Origin of the sequence: Moraxella tetraodonis, assembly GCF_022359095.1 — a bacterium.
GTDB lineage: Bacteria > Pseudomonadota > Gammaproteobacteria > Pseudomonadales > Moraxellaceae > Faucicola > Faucicola tetraodonis.
Genome location: NZ_JACSYB010000001.1, coordinates 2274156 through 2290958 on the forward strand (window position 1 = coordinate 2274156; position 16803 = coordinate 2290958).

Here is a 16803-nt window from a genome sequence, read left to right on the forward strand (position 1 = left end):
AATACAGGCTTTTTTCATTATAAATCGAGAAGTAGCATCGCTGGGTTTTCAACCAATTCTTTGATAGTGACCAAGAATTGTACGGCTTCTTTACCGTCGATTAAACGGTGGTCATACGACAATGCCAAGTACATCATAGGTAGAATTACCACTTCGCCATTAACCGCCATTGGGCGTTCTTTAGTCGCGTGCATACCCAAAATCGCTGTTTGTGGTGGATTGATGATTGGGGTTGACATCAATGAACCAAATACCCCACCATTGGTAATGGTGAAGGTACCACCCGTCATGTCTTCAATGCCTAATTTGCCTTCACGCGCTTTTGATGCATAGTTACCAATCGCACGTTCGATATCTGCCATACCCATTTGGTCAGTGTCACGTAATACCGGCACCACAAGACCACGGTCGCTCGATACCGCAACACCCACATCATAATAACCATGATAAACGATATCGCTGCCATCAATAGAGGCATTTACCGCTGGGAAACGTTTTAACGCTTCAGTAGCGGCTTTCACAAACAATGACATAAAGCCTAGTTTTACACCGTGACGTTTTTCAAAACGCTCTTTGAACTCACCACGTAAGTCCATGATAGGTTTCATGTTCACTTCATTAAACGTCGTCAACATTGCAGTTTCTTGGGTAGCGGCTAACAGACGCTCAGCAACACGGGCGCGTAAACGGGTCATTGGCACACGTTTGTCTGCACGTTGACCGACTGCATTGGCAACCACTTGACCGTTGTCTGCTTTAATTGTATTGTTGGCTTTTAAGGTTGGGTTTGCCATGTCTTCTTTAGTCACACGGCCGCCACGACCTGAACCTTCAACATCTGCAGGATTGACGCCTGTGGTATTCGCGGCTTTACGAACCGCTGGGCTTTGGTCTTTATAATCTGCTTCAGAAGTCGCCTGGGCGGTAGGCGCTTGTTGTGCAGCTGCAGGCGCGGCTTCAGCTTGGGCAGCCGGTGCTTGGGTTTCGGCAGGTTGGCTTGCTGGTGCAGCCGCGGTTGCGCCTTCAGTCAGCTCACCGATGACTTCAGCAGAAAGTACTGTTTCATCAACTTGTTTAAGAATTTTGCTAAGCACGCCGTCAGCTTGTGCTACCACTTCCATCACAACTTTATCGGTTTCGATTTCACATAATACAGCGTCACGGCTTACTTGGTCGCCTTCATTAAAATTCCAAGCAACAATTGTACCGTCAGCAACGGACTCTGGGAATACGGGGACTTTAATCTCACTCATGGAAAACTCCTAGTTAATTTCACATTCTTTCATTTTTAATGGGTTAAATTCATTGTTGTCTTAGCACTCGGCGCAATTGCCTATACCAAAAACCAAGAAGGATTAGTACGCATCTATTGGGTACTAATCCTTTAAAACGCTTAGTCAGTCGCTTGTTTTTCTGCGATTTCCGCTTTAGCTTCTAGCTTGTCTTCGGTCGAATCTTCATTCTTTGGCAAACCCAATGCTTCGTTGATAACTTTTTGTTGCTGGGCAACGTGCATTTGCATCGAACCTGCGGCAGGTGCTGCTGATGAAGGGCGAGCCACTGGCTCAAGCAAGTAGGCTTTGGTCGGACGAGTCGCTGGTTTTGGCGGTGCAATCAAACGGAATAAGTGCGGTGCTAGATAGTACCAAGCGCCTTGGTTACGTGGCTCTTCTTGTGTCCAAACAATACCTTCGAGGTTTGGATATTTCGCCACTTCTTCCAAAATGCGCGCTTCAGGTAATGGATAAAGCTGCTCGATACGCACAATCGCCACATGGTTGAGACCCAATTCACGACGTTTTTCAAGCAAGTCATAATATACTTTACCGCCACACAACACTAAACGCGTCACTTGGTTATTATCAAGTTGGTCAATCTCTGGAATCACGGTTTGGAACTGACCTTGCGCAAGCTCTTCAAGATTTGACACCGCCAATTTATGACGTAGCAGTGATTTTGGTGACATCACAATCAGCGGTTTACGCGCTGGGCGAACCACTTGACGACGCAAGGCATGGAAAATCTGTGCAGGTGTAGTTGGGGTTAACACTTGCATATTATCTTCAGCACATAGCTGTAAGTAACGCTCTAGGCGCGCTGATGAGTGCTCAGGACCTTGACCTTCATAGCCGTGTGGTAATAGCATAGTCAAACCACATAGACGTTGCCATTTGGTTTCACCTGATGAAATAAATTGGTCAATAACCACTTGTGCCCCATTGGCAAAGTCACCAAACTGCGCTTCCCAAATCACTAGGGCATTAGGTACCGTCGTTGCGTAACCGTATTCAAACGCTAACACCGCTTCTTCTGACAACAATGAGTTAAAGGTGTCAAAGCGTGCTTGGTTAGGGCTCATGTTGGCAAGTGGGACATACATACTGCCGTCTTTCATATTAAACAGTTCTGAATGGCGATGCGAGAAAGTACCACGACCCACGTCTTCACCCGTAATACGGACAGGGTAGCCTTCTTCTACCAGTGACGCATAAGCCAAGGTTTCTGCCGCGCCCCAGTTCAATGGCTCTTGACCGGTTTGCATGGCTTTGCGCTGTTCTACCACTTTTTGCACTTGGCGTTGTAGCTCATAGCCTGCTGGCATTTGCGCCATTTTCTCACCATAAGCTTTTAATTTATTGATATCAACGCCCGTATCCCAATTGTCTTCAAGCTTATGACCAATATAAGGTGTCCAATCTACATACAGCGTTTTATTTGGCTCACGCACGAGTGCGCTAGCAACATATTCGCCTTTATCGAGTGACTCACGGTAGTCATCTTCAAATGCCACACTTTCAGCTTTGCTAATAACGGCTTCGGCGACCAATTTATTGGCAAATAGCTCACGAGTACTTGGCAATTTTTTGATGACCGAATACATAAGTGGCTGAGTGGCTGAAGGTTCATCCGCTTCATTGTGACCGTTACGACGGTAACAGTACATATCAATCACGATATCTTTATGGAAAGTTTGGCGATAGTCATGGGCAAGCTGCGCCATAAATACTACCGCTTCTGGATCGTCACCGTTTACATGAAAAATCGGTGCGTGTACCATTTTGGCGATGTCGGTACAGTACTCAGTTGAACGCGCATCTTCTAAGCGGCTGGTGGTAAAACCGACTTGGTTATTGATAATAATATGCAGCGTACCACCTGTTGAATACGCACGGGTTTGTGACATTTGGAAAGTTTCTTGGTTGACACCTTGACCGGCGAACGCAGCGTCACCGTGTACCACGATTGGCAAAACAGCATCACCGGTTTTATCTTGACGGCGTACTTGGCGGGCACGCACTGAACCAATCAATACAGGCGATACAATCTCAAGATGCGAGGGGTTAAATGCCAAGGCTAAGTGTGCTTCGCCGCCCGGTGTCATTACGTTGGATGAATAACCATTGTGGTATTTTACGTCACCTGAACCCACGGTCGGTTGTTTTTTACCATCAAACTCATCAAACAAATCTTTAGGGTTTTTACCTAAGATATTCACTAATAAATTTAAACGCCCACGGTGTGCCATACCGATAACCATTTCTTTGGTACCGTTTTCACCCGCACGCTGAATTATCTCATTGACCATCGGGATAAAGCTTTCACCACCCTCAAGACCAAAACGTTTCACACCGGTATATTTACGCGCTAAGTATTTTTCTAATCCTTCCGCTGCTGTCAAACGCTCAAGGATAGATTTACGTTTTTCATTGTCAAATTTGACATAACCAAGATTTTGCTCTAGATATTTTTCAATCCAGCGTTTTTCTTTGGCAGTGGTCACATGGAAATACTCTGCACCAATGCTGCTACAATAAACTCGCTCTAACACTTGGATGATTTCACGCAGTGTGGCTTTTTCTTTACCGATATTTAGGTCACTGACAGGGTATACCGTGTCTAAATCCGCTTCAGAAAGACCATAATACGCCAAAGTCAATTCTTCAACTTCTGGACGTGGCATCAGTCCTAGGGGATCTAGATTAGCAATACGATGACCACGACGGCGGTAACTGGTAATCAGTTTTTGCACGCCCATTTGGTTGTCCGCAAATTCGCGAATTTCAGAAGGGCTGACAGCGCCTGCAGCTGATTGACCAGTAACTTTGTGGGCAGTGGTATTGCGAGCTAATAGCAAAAATTGGTCTTGGATAGTATGGTGAAGGGCGTTTTTATCATCATCTTTGGCAAACTGCGCAAAGTAAGGAATGTATTTTTCATCAACGCTTTGTGGATCTTGAAGATACTGTTCATAGAGTGATTCAAGATAGACTGCGTTATCTGCTGACAGTTCGGTAAACTGAGCAGATGAGACAGAAGTTTGGTTTTGGTTAGCCATGATTCTTTCTACTGTAGTATTTAAAGGTGGAAATAAAAATTTTAGGGAATAGCCTAGCATTTTTATAATTAACAAAAAATTTTGTTAAGGTAATAGTTACCATTCATTTACTAAATATAGCGACTCACGCTGCTTGGCGTGTATATAAATGGCTATCAAATGGCAGTAAAAGAAGAGTAATGTGAAAGTTAGTTTTCTCCTTCCTTAGAAAACCTAAATGAATATTCCCTATAGATACCTATCGTATATTATACAAAATTCATGATAATTTATCTCATTCATTAGGCGGAAAAGGTATAAAAAATATTATGATATTTGGATATCATTTATTACTTTCATTAATAGATAGCCAATTACTATTAATTTATCACATCCCAATAAAAAAAGCCCTGTCGATACAGAGCTTTTTTGTCACCAAACTGTGGTACTAACCTGCTTGGTCTAACAGCATGTTACGTAAGTGACCAATCGCTTTGGTAGGATTTAAGCCTTTTGGACAAACTGACACACAGTTCATGATGCCACGGCAACGGAACAAGCTAAATGGGTCATCCAAACGTGCTAAACGCTCCTGTGTGCTAGTATCACGGCTATCTGCCACAAAGCGGTAGCCATTCAACAACGCAGATGGACCTAAGAACTTATCTGGGTTCCACCAGAATGATGGACAGCTGGTTGAACAACACGCACATAGAATACATTCATATAGACCGTTTAACTTTTCGCGGTCTTCAGGTGATTGTAGACGTTCAGTCGGTGGCGCTGGCTGGTCATTAATCAAGTACGGATGAACTTTTTCATATTGCTCATAGAATTGGTTCATATCTACCACTAAGTCGCGCACGACAGGTAAACCAGGTAGCGGACGTAAAGTAATTTTCTGTGGCAGCGTGTTCATGTTGATAAGACATGATAGACCGTTTTTACCATTGATATTCATACCGTCAGAGCCACAAATACCTTCACGGCACGAACGGCGGAAACTGATGGTTTCGTCCATTTTTTTCAAACGGACAAGTACGTCTAATAACATACGGTCAGAGTCTAAAAGCTCAATTTGGTATGTCTGCATACGGGGTGCTGCGTCTTTATCTGGATCGTAGCGGAAAATCTCGATGGTGCGAGTACCTCTGCTCATAATGCTAAACTCCACACGTTTATGGTATTGGTTTATAGGTTCTTTACAATAGTTTGCAAAGACCAAAAAAATATTAATTAGAATGTACGCACTTTTGGCTCAACATAGTCTACAGTCAGTGGGCTCTTGCGAACAGGTTTATAGATAACACGGTTACCTTCAGAGAACCAAAGGGTATGTTTCATCCATTCGTGGTCATTACGACCAAGCGGGGCATACGCATCATCTGCGGCACGTTCGTAGTCAACGACGGTGTGCGCGCCACGACATTCTTGACGCAGGGAAGCTGAAATCATCGTCGCTTTGGCAACTTCATAGAGATTCGCCACTTCAAGCGCTTCAATGCGGGCGGTATTAAACACTTGCGATTTATCAGCTAGGTGAAGACTATTGACCTTGCTTTCAAGTGCCAAGATTTTTTGTACACCTTCATTCATTGACGCTTGGGTACGGAATACACCCGCATGTTGTTGCATGGTACGGCGGATTTCGTCAGCCACATCTTGCGCATTTAGCCCTTGCGTAGATTGCTGTAACACATTCAAACGCGCCAAAGTTTTGTCAAGAACACGCGGTGATAGTGGCTCATAGTCATGACGGTCAGCGGCGTGGAACTCATCAATGATATGCTGACCCGCTGCACGACCAAAGACTACCAAATCAAGTAATGAGTTAGTACCTAGACGGTTGGCGCCGTGAACGGATACACATGAACATTCGCCGATTGCATATAAGCCTTTCACGATTTTTTGCTCGGCGTATAAACCTTCCGCATCCGTACCTGCCTCAAGATCTGGCATGACAACCTGACCATGAATATTGGTTGGGATACCGCCCATTTGGTAATGGATAGTCGGTACAACTGGGATTGGCTCTTTGGTAATGTCAACGTTCGCGAAGTTTTTACCAATTTCATAAACCGATGGTAAACGCTTCATGATGGTATCCACACCTAAGTGCGTCATATCAAGTACCACATAATCACCCTGTGGACCACAACCACGGCCTTCTTTGATCTCTTGGTCCATTGAACGTGATACAAAGTCACGCGGTGCCAAATCTTTTAGGGTTGGTGCATAACGCTCCATAAAGGCTTCGCCATCTTTATTACGAAGTAACGCACCTTCGCCACGACAACCTTCGGTCAATAATACACCCGCACCTGCGACACCTGTTGGGTGAAATTGCCAAAATTCCATATCTTGTAGTGGAATACCCGCACGCACTGCCATACCTAGACCGTCACCGGTGTTAATAAAGGCATTAGTAGACGCAGCGAAAATACGACCTGCACCCCCCGTTGCTAGCACAGTTGTTTTCGCTTGGAATACCGCGACACGACCTGTTTCTTGCTCTAGCGCGATAACCCCGTTAATGTCACCCTTGCTATCTTTGACCAAATCTAGCGCAATCCACTCGATAAAAAACTCTGTGCCTTGCTCAAGATTTTTTTGATATAGCGTATGCAATAATGCATGACCTGTACGGTCAGCTGCCGCACACGCACGTTGCACCGCTTTTTCACCATAGTTGGCAGTATGACCACCAAATGGACGCTGATAAATCGTACCGTCCGCGTTACGGTCAAATGGCATACCCATATGCTCAAGTTCATATACCACTTTTGGTGCTTCACGGCACATGTATTCGATGGCGTCTTGGTCACCTAACCAGTCAGAACCTTTGATGGTGTCATAAAAGTGAAAGTGCCAGTTATCATCACTCATGTTACCCAAACTTGCGCCAATACCACCTTGCGCAGCAACCGTGTGAGAACGCGTTGGGAACACTTTGGTTAATACCGCAACATTCATACCGCCACGCGCCAATTGTAGCGACGCACGCATACCAGAGCCACCGCCGCCAACGATAACCGCATCGAAGGTTAAGGTTTGAATATTGCTAATGGTGTTGTCTTGTTTTGTTGCCATTGCTTTAATTTCCTAAATGATGGTTCGATTTTATCCACATAAATGCTTAAAAGCCATGGATGTCAAAATCGATAAATACGTTAACAAAATTTATCTAACAGGATGTTTAGAAGAAAATCATCACGCCCCAAAATAAATAAACCAAGACTGCAAGAATCATGGCAGATTGCAGCACAAAACGTAAACCATTTGACTTAACGTAGTCTGTTAATACAGTCCACATCCCTACCCACGCATGACCCACTAATGCTAGTATCATCAATAGCGTAAATAAGCGCATCGGTAGGCTTAGCATAAAGCCTTGCCATAATTCAAACGTTGGTTGGTGGGTTAAGAACCAGCCCAACATTACCAATGAATAAACTGCCAATACAACCGCACTAATACGTTGTACCACCCAATCGCGAGAGCCTGAGCCTGTTAAACCTGTTGCACTTTTCATTAGAACATCACCCATACAAATGAACCCACAACCCAAAGCGCTGCAAGTACAAAGCCAATGAATGTCGCAGTGCGACCACTGTTTAATTCTTCATTCATGCCCATGTCGGCAAATAAATGTTTGAAGCCCATCACAAAATGGTAGCCTAATGCAGCCACAAAGATCCAAGCCAAAAACTTCACCACTGGGTTGGTGAAAATATCTGCAAAGCCTTCAGCACTGGCAAGCGACGTTTGAAAAATCCATAACATCACAGGAATTAGGAGAAATAGCACCACACCAGAAACACGGTGGGTAATTGAAGCCAAAGCAATTGGGTTTTTTGAATTAACATTAATTACTTGGCTTAAAGGAAGGTCAATCGGTCGGTTGCTTTTCACAGCGGGCATCCTTTATTCGCAGTTATAACTTACCTGTGTTATCGCTATGCCAATATCCAAAATATCAAGCACGAACTTCAAATCACTTGCAGGGTTTGATGAATCACATAGCCTGTCAAAAAACAGGTAAATCGAAGATAAGGAATAGCTAGCGTACTTTGGATTATTCACATAATAGATATTTATTAGCCGCAAACCTAATCGCATCTCACAATTAAAAACTAATAAATTACAAACTAATAATCGACAAAAAGCCACCTACAATTTACTTTTTAATTTTGTTAAATCACAAAGCTAAAAAGTAAATTATGTTTAGCAAATATTAATAATACAAAGCTAGCCACCAGTAAAATTTTTATAATTATAAGAGTCTTTGATTACAAATACAAACAAAAACAGAAAAAAAACCATCTTTTATCAAACCCCTGTAGCGCACTATTAAAATTCAGAAATAATTTAATAAGATTGCGCGTTTTGAGACTCACCTATCTAGATATTTAACCACATCAAGGGTTAATAGAATGTCAGTAGCAGAGAGCATAGTTTTAGTTAACTGCTGTTAATTATAACTAACTGTTTGTACGCGTAAGGCGTAAATTTACTTTCATTTTTGGCAAAAATGCTGTTAATATAGATATGTTTTAGTTTTGGGTTTTCGCTATTTTTTCGCTATTAAAGTCGCCCTGCACGTCTCTGTGTGGCGGGGCAGTCACCTATCCTTGTCATTGCGCCAATGCATTTGAGCAAGTATAGGTCTTCTTTTTTTACACGTCTGAGAGGATTTTATGTCAGAGAAAGACAATATTGCAACCTTGCACGTCAATGGCCAGGACTATGAGCTTCCTATCATTGAAGGAACATTAGGCGATCCTGTACTCGATATTAAGGCCGTACCCCAAGCTGGTTTTTGGACATACGATCCAGGTTTCATGTCAACCGCTTCCACTGAGTCAAAAATCACCTTCATTGATGGTGACAAAGGTATCTTGTTACACCGTGGTTATCCAATTGACCAATTAGCTGATAAAGCAGAATACTTAGAAGTTGCGTATGCACTTATTCATGGTGAATTACCCAATGCTGAGCAAAAAGCTGACTTCTACGAAAAAGTTCGTAAACATTCAATGGTGAATGACCAATTACGTCGCTTCTTTGAAGGTTTCCGCCGTGACGCTCATCCGATGGCGATTATGGTCGGTGTGATGGGTGCATTATCTGCGTTCTACCACAACAATCTTGATGTGAGCAAGCAGGACCATCGTGAAATCACTGCGATTCGTTTGATTGCTAAAGTCCCTACTATCGCCGCAATGTGCTACAAATACAGCAATGGTCAACCATTCATGTATCCGCGTAATGATTTAAACTACGCTGAAAACTTCTTACACATGATGTTTGCAACCCCAGCGGATGTTAACTATCAAGTCAATCCAATCCTTGCAAAAGCGATGGACAAAATCTTTACCTTGCATGCTGACCACGAACAAAATGCCTCTACGTCAACTGTACGTCTAGCAGGTTCTACGGGCGCTAACCCATACGCTTGTATCGCGGCAGGTATCGCGGCTCTTTGGGGACCTGCGCACGGTGGTGCCAACGAAGCTGTACTTAAAATGCTTGATGAAATCGGCAGCGTAGACAACGTTGACGAATTCATGGAAAAAGTAAAACGTAAAGAAGTGAAATTGATGGGCTTTGGTCACCGTGTTTATAAAAACTTTGACCCACGCGCCAAAGTGATGAAAGAAACTTGTGACGAAGTATTGGGCGAGCTTGGCATCAAAGATCCACAACTTGAACTTGCGATGAAGCTTGAACAAATCGCCTTGAATGACCCGTACTTTAAAGAGCGTAACTTATATCCAAATGTTGACTTCTACTCAGGTATCATTCTAAAAGCCATCGGTATTCCAACCTCTATGTTTACCGTAATCTTTGCTTTAGCACGTACTTCTGGTTGGATCAGCCACTGGTTAGAAATGCACTCTGCACCTTACAAAATCGGTCGTCCACGTCAGTTATATACTGGCTACACCCAGCGTGATTTTGTGGCTGTTGAAGACCGCGACTAAGCCAATGCTTCAAAAATGTTTCGAACCAAAACCCAGTGTTACACTGGGTTTTTTATTATTAGATGTTAATCAATAAAAAAGGACGTTTTGCAACGCCCTTTTCATTTAACTATAACTTGCTAATCACTTCACCTTACTTATAAAACGCATTGGCAGTATAAGTATGGTCGGTCTCATCAATCACTTGGGTTAATTCTGGTATTTGCTGTTTTAGCGAGACTTCAACCCCTTGTTTTAGCGTCATATCAACTGCAGAGCAGCCCTGACAGCCGCCGCCAAATTTAAGCACGGCGGTGATACCAACCCCTTCTTCATGTACCAAATCCACCAATTGCACGTTACCCCCATGCGACGCTAGATTTGGATTGATTTCTGAAGACAACACGTAATTAATACGCTCCTCTAGGCTCGCATTTTCACCCAGTTTTGGCACTTTTGAGTTGGGTGCACGGAATGTCAATTGACCGCCAAAACGGTCTTTATTGTAATCAATCACTGCATCTTCAAGATAAGGAATAGATGGGGTATCTATATAAGCGGTGAATGTCTCATAATCCAATTTTAAATCATCCGGATTGTGTTCATCTGGCTGGCTATATGACATACAGCATTCTGCTCGCGGCGTGCCTGGATGTTCAACAAAAATACGTACGCCGATGCCGTCAGTATTTTGTTTTGCCAACAACTCAGTCAGATAACCTTGCGCTGAATCGGTAATTTTGATATTTGTGGTTTTTTCTGTATCGCTCATATGTCACCCTAGCTTGTCATCAATTTTTACCCATATTTTAGCATAAACTTGAGTAATTTACTCGGATTTTATTGGGGGTGGTTTTTTGGCTTATCAAGGGTCGTCACAATATTTTGTCGTCACAATATTTTGTCGTCACAATATTTTTTAGCTAAGCCAAAACTTGAATCTAGCCATTATCTTTAACCAAAAATAACTTGGCATGGCTGGAAAGTTTAGGCAAGATAGTTAAAAAACCATGCTTTATCACCGAACTTTATCACCAAAACGCTATTGGATAGACCGAGGGCGTTATCATTCGCAAGGAGTTTGCGTCATGCCAAATAAAACGACTGACACTATCACGGTTACTAAAAACGACGTTACCGAAGATAAAGGGCGTTTTAGCACACCCAAAAATAAAAAAGGTTATCAATATGATTATTTGGTGTTTATCGGGCGTTTTCAGCCGTTTCACTTAGGTCATAAATCGGTTGTCGATGAAGCATTAAAGCTTGCTGAAAATGTGATTATGCTCATTGGCTCTGCCAATTTGCCAAGTAGTATTCGCAATAGCTTTAGTGTCGAAGCGCGTAGCCAAATGATTTTGGGCGCCTTTGACAAAAAAGACGCCAAACGCATACATTGTGTCGGTTTGGATGATGCCTTATACAATGACACAAAATGGCTTCAGTACGTGCAGCAGTGTGTGAAGTCGGTTACCGGTGATTTAAACGCCAATATTGGTCTGATTGGACATTCAAAAGACAGCTCATCGTATTACTTGTCACTTTTCCCAAATTGGCAGTCAGTGGCTGTGCCGAATTTTCATGAGTTGTCTGCCACGCCAATTCGCGAAGGCTTTTTGCTGGGTGCCGATCCGTTAACCGATACGGTACCGCAATCGACAACTGATGTCATGAAGGCATTTAAAAAGACCGAAGCATATAAACGCCTACACGAAGAGGCTGGCTTCATTGATAAATACAAAAAACAATGGGAATCAAGCCCCTACCCACCCACCTTTATGACGGTTGATGCCGTGGTCATTCAATCAGGACACATCTTATTGGTTGAGCGTCGTGGTATGCCAGGTCAAGGGCTATGGGCATTGCCTGGTGGCTTTATTGACCCTAAAGAGACACTATTTGACGCCTGTATTCGTGAGCTACGTGAAGAGACTCGGTTAAAAGTGCCTGAAGCGGTTCTGCGCGGTTCGCGCCATAGTCAACACACCTTTGATGACCCGTATCGCTCGGCTCGTGGTCGTACCATCACCCAAGCGTTTTACTTTATGCTCAAAAACGACCCCAAAGGCTTACCATCAGTGAAAGGTGGCGATGATGCCAAAAAAGCGTTTTGGCTACCCTTGGCTGAATTAAGAGCCGATAAACTGTTTGAAGACCATTATGCCATTATTTGTAAAATGGTCGGTCTCTGATTTTTTCCCGCCAAACTGATAGACGGTTTGGTTTTAACCTGCGCAAGCAATCACCAGAGGAGTTCTGTGATGTTTAGTCAAAATTTTGACAATTTTATTTTAAATACTGACAGCTATAAGACGTCGCATTGGCTGCAATATCCACCAAATACCGAGTACGTATCTAGCTATATTGAAGCGCGTGGCGGCAATAGTAACTTTGAAAATGTGCTATTTTTTGGTCTACAAGCTTTTTTAAAACAGTATCTTACCAAACCCATCACCCACGCTGATATAGATGAAGCCAAAGTGCTACTTGCTGCTCATGGCGTACCATTTAATGAAGCAGGCTGGCGACAATTAGTCGCCAAACATGGCGGTCTATTACCACTTCGCATTCAAGCGATACCAGAAGGTATGGTGGTACCAACGGGTCAAGTATTGTGTCAGGTGGTAAATACCGACCCTGAGTTTTACTGGTTGACGAGCTATATCGAAACCACGCTATTGCGCGCTATTTGGTATCCTAGCACTGTGGCAAGCCTTTCTTATTATTGTAAGCAAATCATCAAAGCAGGCTTGGAAAAATCGGCTGATAACTTAAATAATTTACCGTTTAAATTGCATGATTTTGGCGCCCGTGGGGTGTCCAGCCTTGAATCGGCTGCGCTTGGCGCGCTGGCGCACTTGGTAAATTTTTCGGGTACGGATACCTTAAGTGCGATTGTGGCTGCCAATCGTTGGTATGGTATGCAAAATGACATGGCTGCTTTTTCCATTCCCGCAGCAGAACATAGCACCATGACCACTTGGGGACGTGAGCATGAGGCGGATGCCTATGGCAATATGATTGCCAAATTTGGCGGTGAAGGTAAGACCTTTGCGGTGGTGAGTGATAGCTACGATTTATGGAATGCCATTGATAATATTTGGGGTGGTGAGCTAAAAGAAAAAGTGGCGCAAACAGGCGGCACGTTGGTCATTCGCCCTGATAGTGGCGATCCGATTAAAGTGGTGCGTGAAGCCCTGCAGCGCCTTGCAGCAAAATTTGGCACCACCACCAACTCAAAAGGCTATAAATTACTGCCAAGCTATGTGCGGCTTATCCAAGGGGATGGTATTAATCCCACCAGCATGGGTAAAATTATTGATGCGGTGATTAAAGCAGGCTTTAGTAGTGATAATATCACCTTTGGGATGGGTGGCGGGCTACTGCAACAAGTCAACCGCGATACTTTGAATTTTGCCATGAAGACCAGCAGCGCACGGGTGGACGGTTTTTGGCGAGACGTGTATAAAGACCCGATTACCAGTGTGAGCAAACGCAGCAAACGCGGGCGTTTAGCCTTGGTCAAACATCAGGGTAGTTATATGACGCTGCGTGAAGATGAGCTTGCTGAGCAAAATAATTTGTTGCAAGATGTATTTTTGAACGGTGATTTACTAGTTGATGATACGCTGACTGCGATTCGTCAACGCTCATCGGTAAAATCATAATTGAACTTGTCGCAATATCAACAGCCGTCTTAAACAGACGGCTCTTTATCGTTAAAGCTAATTAACCCCTGCCATTGCCAAATATTTTTGGTGCAACTGTTCAAGTTTTAAATACAAATCGTCTAAGCTACCGTTGTTGTCGACAATGTCATCGGCTTGTCTGAGTCTGTCATGACGCGACAGTTGATTCGCCATGATATTTTGAATACGTTCAGGCGTTTGACCATCACGTTGACTGGCGCGCTCAATCTGCAAGGACTCATGACTATCGACCACCAATATTCGATCACACAGATTGGCTAATCCTGCTTCGGAGGCTTCTAGCAGTAAGGGTGCTACCAAAATTACATAGGGTGACTGGGCAGTTGCTAGTAATTCTTTGGCACGGCTGCGAATGGCAGGATGGGTAATTTGTTCCAAATCCATTAACGCTTGCGCGCTACCAAATACATGCTCTCGCATGGCACGGCGATTAAGTTCACCTGCCTCATCAATCACCCAATCACCAAATTTGGCGACAATTTTTTTTAGCGTTGGCGTACCTTTGGCAACGACTTCACGTGCCAATACGTCTGCATCAATAGTGACAATTCCATGCTCAGCAAACCAACGGCTCACTTGTGATTTACCACTACCGATGCCACCTGTAAGCCCCACTACCAACATAGCAATCCCTCCCTGATTCACGGATAATTGACCCATAAATGACGTCATGACATTTTACCTAGATACCACGACATTATTGATTGCCCATACAAAAGTGCTATCATGCCGGCAATCGCGATATAAGGTCCAAAAGCAAAAGGTTTGCTTTCACCTGAGCGCTTCATCAATATCACACCCACAACCGAGCCGACAAACGCCGATAAAAGCACAACTAAGGGTAGCATCAAAGGCCCTAGCCAAGCCCCCAAAGCCGCTAATAATTTAAAATCGCCATGCCCCATCCCGTGCTTGCCCGTAATCAGCAAAAACAGTTGGTAGACAATCCACAGGCATAAAAACCCAAACACATAGCCAAAAATAGCCGCTGTGGGGCTAACAAATAAGCCAAAGGCATTGACAAATAAGCCCAGTCCCGCTAACGGCAATGTAAATCGGTCAGGTAACAATTGGGTATCAAAATCAATGCCTGTTAAAGCAACTAATGTCCATGTGAGTGCTAATCCTGCCAGCGCTTGCCAAGTAACACCAAATTTCATCACCACCAGCACAGATAAAATAGCGGTGATGATTTCCACAAGCGGATAGCGATAACTAATGGCGTGATGACACTGACTACATTTTCCTTTTAGCAGTAGCCAACTAATAACAGGCATATTTTCAAACCAACGTATTGAATGCCCACAATGCGGGCAACGAGAAGCAGGACGGCTTAAGGTCATCGATTCATGATTGTCAATAACGCTTTCTGGATGAAGCAATAGCTGGCATTCTTTCTTCCACTGCTGCTCCATCATCAAAGGCGTGCGATAAATCACCACATTTAAAAAACTACCCACACACAAGCCCAAGATTGATACCATAATCAACGTCAGCCATTGCGACTGTTGTAGTAACAAAATAAAATCTGAAAAAATCCCCATCGTATTTAGCCCACCACCGAGCCCATTTGGAAAATTGGTAGATACATGGCAATCACCAGACCCCCTACCAGCACCCCCAAAATAGCCATAATCATCGGTTCCATCAGACTTGTTAACCCGTCTACGGCGTTATCCACTTCGTTTTCATAATAAGTCGCCACTTTATCAAGCATTTCCTCTAGACTACCTGACTCCTCACCAATACCGACCATTTGAATAGCCATACTGGGAAAAAGATTAGTAGAACGCATCGAAAACTGCAGCTGTTGACCCGTCGCAACATCGCCTTTAATTTTTTGCGTGGCATTATAAAACACCACATTATTGGTTGCTCCAGCGGTTGAATCTAACGCATCAATCAGCGGCACACCTGCCGCAAAAGTGGTAGATAAGGTGCGGGAAAAACGGGCAACCACCGCTTGATAAGCAATATTGCCAAAGATTGGCAATTTTAAGGTAAGTCGGTCTAAAAAATCATTAAAGGGCTTGCTACGTTTTTTAGCTTCAGAAAAGCCAACAACAGCACCTGCAATGCTAAATAGCAATAACCACCACCATTTTTGCATCCACTCTGACATACTGACTACCATCCGGGTAAACGCGGGTAATTCTGCGCCAAATGAATGGAATAAATCAGCAAATACCGGTACCACTTTGACCAGCAAAATAATGGTAACGATAATCGCAACCACGATAACTGCAATCGGATATTTCAAGGCTTTTTTAATTTTTGCTTTTAGTAGCTCGCTTTTTTCTTTGTACGTCGCGACACGCTCAAGCATGGTTTCAAGCGCACCTGATTGCTCACCTGCCTCTACTAATGAACAAAACAGGTCATCAAAATACCTGGGATGTTTGCGCAGCGCTGCAGCAAAGGTGCTTCCTGATTCCACTTCTGACTTGACACTAAGCACCAACTCTTTCATTGACGGGCTATCGAGCGCGTCTGCAACGATTTCAAACGACTGAGTAAGGGGGACGCCCGCTTTCATCATCGTAGCCAACTGACGCACAAAGATAGCAATATCAATTGCCTTGATGCTTTTTTTCATTTGAAAAATAGGCTTAGGTTTTTTCTTAATCGTCTTGACTTGGATGCCCTGCTTACGTAGTTGCGCCTTTGCCAGCTCAATATTGCGGCTGGTGGTTTCGCCTTTGACTTTCTCGCCCCGGCGATTGACCCCATCATAGACAAAGTCTAATAACATTTCTGTTTGGACTTTTGCCATACCCTTAACCCCTTACTATCTGAACTAATCTTCAATAAAGAC

Annotated in this window: 13 protein-coding genes; 3 read left to right on the forward strand and 10 right to left on the reverse strand. The window is 43.7% G+C overall.

Annotation, left to right across the window (positions count from 1 at the left end; translation table 11 throughout):
- Positions 1-17 precede the first annotated feature (17 nt).
- The 6 genes from odhB to sdhC form a co-directional block, all read right to left on the reverse strand.
- Positions 18-1253: a 2-oxoglutarate dehydrogenase complex dihydrolipoyllysine-residue succinyltransferase gene (gene odhB / locus H9W84_RS10015; protein ID WP_239743392.1), complete on the reverse strand. Its 1236-nt coding sequence runs from the start codon at positions 1251-1253 to the stop codon at positions 18-20.
- Positions 1254-1393: 140 nt separating this feature from the next.
- Positions 1394-4336, reverse strand: a complete 2943-nt coding sequence (locus tag H9W84_RS10020) for a 2-oxoglutarate dehydrogenase E1 component (protein ID WP_239743394.1) — start codon at positions 4334-4336, stop codon at positions 1394-1396.
- Positions 4337-4763: 427 nt separating this feature from the next.
- A complete protein-coding gene (locus H9W84_RS10025; RefSeq protein WP_007115066.1) occupies positions 4764-5474 on the reverse strand; it encodes a succinate dehydrogenase iron-sulfur subunit in 711 nt (236 codons plus the stop codon).
- Positions 5475-5551: 77 nt separating this feature from the next.
- Positions 5552-7414 (reverse strand): succinate dehydrogenase flavoprotein subunit, encoded by a 1863-nt coding sequence (gene sdhA / locus H9W84_RS10030; protein ID WP_178086238.1) that lies wholly within the window; start codon positions 7412-7414, stop codon positions 5552-5554.
- 97 nt (positions 7415-7511) lie between these two features.
- Positions 7512-7847: a succinate dehydrogenase, hydrophobic membrane anchor protein gene (gene sdhD, locus H9W84_RS10035; RefSeq protein WP_036594948.1), complete on the reverse strand. Its 336-nt coding sequence runs from the start codon at positions 7845-7847 to the stop codon at positions 7512-7514.
- Positions 7847-8236 (reverse strand): succinate dehydrogenase, cytochrome b556 subunit, encoded by a 390-nt coding sequence (sdhC, locus tag H9W84_RS10040; RefSeq protein WP_188875239.1) that lies wholly within the window; start codon positions 8234-8236, stop codon positions 7847-7849. Before sdhC ends, sdhD begins: the two co-directional genes overlap by 1 nt.
- Positions 8237-9012: 776 nt before the next feature.
- Here sdhC and gltA point away from each other — a divergent pair.
- Positions 9013-10299, forward strand: coding sequence for a citrate synthase (gltA, locus tag H9W84_RS10045; RefSeq protein WP_050324880.1), 1287 nt, complete (start codon positions 9013-9015; stop codon positions 10297-10299).
- A gap of 133 nt (positions 10300-10432) precedes the next feature.
- On the opposite strand, the gene nfuA is transcribed toward gltA, so the two are convergent.
- Positions 10433-11050, reverse strand: a complete 618-nt coding sequence (gene nfuA, locus H9W84_RS10050) for a Fe-S biogenesis protein NfuA (RefSeq protein ID WP_050324879.1) — start codon at positions 11048-11050, stop codon at positions 10433-10435.
- Between the two features lie 316 nt (positions 11051-11366).
- On the opposite strand from nfuA, the gene H9W84_RS10055 reads away from it, so the two are divergent.
- Positions 11367-12470 carry a bifunctional nicotinamide-nucleotide adenylyltransferase/Nudix hydroxylase gene (locus tag H9W84_RS10055; RefSeq protein WP_239743396.1) on the forward strand — a complete coding sequence of 368 codons (1104 nt, stop codon included), beginning with the start codon at positions 11367-11369 and terminating at the stop codon, positions 12468-12470.
- 69 nt (positions 12471-12539) lie between these two features.
- Positions 12540-13946, forward strand: a complete 1407-nt coding sequence (locus H9W84_RS10060; protein WP_239743398.1) for a nicotinate phosphoribosyltransferase — start codon at positions 12540-12542, stop codon at positions 13944-13946.
- 57 nt (positions 13947-14003) lie between these two features.
- Here the strand turns inward: H9W84_RS10060 and coaE are convergent, their stop codons facing one another.
- From coaE to H9W84_RS10075, 3 genes are read right to left on the reverse strand one after another with little or no spacing between them, the layout of a single operon-like run.
- A complete protein-coding gene (gene coaE, locus H9W84_RS10065; RefSeq protein ID WP_239743400.1) occupies positions 14004-14660 on the reverse strand; it encodes a dephospho-CoA kinase in 657 nt (218 codons plus the stop codon).
- Positions 14657-15532: a prepilin peptidase gene (locus H9W84_RS10070; RefSeq protein ID WP_239743402.1), complete on the reverse strand. Its 876-nt coding sequence runs from the start codon at positions 15530-15532 to the stop codon at positions 14657-14659. The genes coaE and H9W84_RS10070 overlap by 4 nt, the downstream gene beginning before the upstream one ends.
- A gap of 5 nt (positions 15533-15537) precedes the next feature.
- Positions 15538-16761 (reverse strand): type II secretion system F family protein, encoded by a 1224-nt coding sequence (locus H9W84_RS10075; protein ID WP_239743404.1) that lies wholly within the window; start codon positions 16759-16761, stop codon positions 15538-15540.
- Positions 16762-16803 lie beyond the last annotated feature (42 nt).